Genomic DNA, 1,165 nt, shown 5'->3' with positions numbered 1-1,165 from the left:
CACATGAGTTAGATGTTATTACTAAGCTTAGAGGATTAACAATATCAAGCGATGCTACATCTGAAGTATAGATGTTATCAGATTTTATAACAATTGAACATATACTACCTTTTTTAATAAAAGTTATTTCCATATTTTTAGGTGTATAACCAGAATTCAAAATAGCTAACACTTTATTTGTTAAAGATGAATTAACGTTGGATGTATTAATACTAACACCTATTTCAGCAGAATTATTAATATTATCAACAGGATTTTGTGATAATCCTACAGAAAATTTTCCTAAATATGATGAATATTGAAGTGTTACACTCATACTTAATTTTAATATAAAATCTTTTGTCGGGTCAAGTATTACAGGAGTAAGTGAAACTCCTGCGAAAATAGGTATATTACCTAAAGTTACATTATCTCTAATTTTGGAAAAACTATTAACTCCAATAGTAAATGTATTTTTATAAGCTTCTGAAAGTCCTTCCTTAAAATATCTATTAAAGTTAACAGCTAAAGGTTCAGTAGAAATACTTTCAACTAATGTAAATACAGTTGTATCAATATTAGTTAATATGCCATTTCGCACAAAAATTCTATAATCTCCTACAGGTTTGTTGAAAAAATTAAAACCAAAAGAAAACATTGATGATGATTGCGCTATAGTTTGAATTACAGAAACTAAATATTCTTGATTTGTGGCAACATTGATAAGTCTAACTTCACAATCCTGTAGATTCAACAAAAGATTTAAACCAACGACAGATACATAAGTTATTTCATCTTTATTATTAGCAATTAGATTTGGTAAAATGTAGTCAACACGAGGAACTCCAACTGAATAACCTTCTGTACTTTTTCTACTCGCTAACCTAAAAGCGTCTTTCTGCGAATCTGAACTTTTCGCCATCGCATTAGTTATAGCGTTAAGTCCAACTTTCGCAGCATTTCCGTTGCTGTCAACTCCTAGTAATTGATTATATGTCGCATCGGCTGATTTATCTAATATTCCAGAATAACGAATCGAAGGACTTGTATAATTCCAAGCAATGCCTGAAATATCAACACGTCCTGTTTCGTCAGCTTTTACACCTTGTATATAAGTAACAGGATAAACTTTTTCTTCGACGTTTTTTACAGCTCTTTTAGGAAATAGAATTTCTTGAAATTTATA

The 1,165-nt window shown here is 29.8% G+C and carries 1 protein-coding gene; it reads right to left on the bottom strand.

Features of this window, described 5'->3' with window-relative positions; genetic code table 11:
• Window positions 1-1,165 (bottom strand): hypothetical protein (locus tag N5D90_RS17035; RefSeq protein WP_280063473.1); only part of this gene is annotated, 1,165 nt, incomplete at both ends.

Source organism: Empedobacter sp. GD03797 (assembly GCF_029842105.1).
In the GTDB taxonomy this organism is placed as follows: domain Bacteria; phylum Bacteroidota; class Bacteroidia; order Flavobacteriales; family Weeksellaceae; genus Empedobacter; species Empedobacter falsenii_C.
This window is presented reverse-complemented; position numbering and strand designations above follow the sequence as displayed.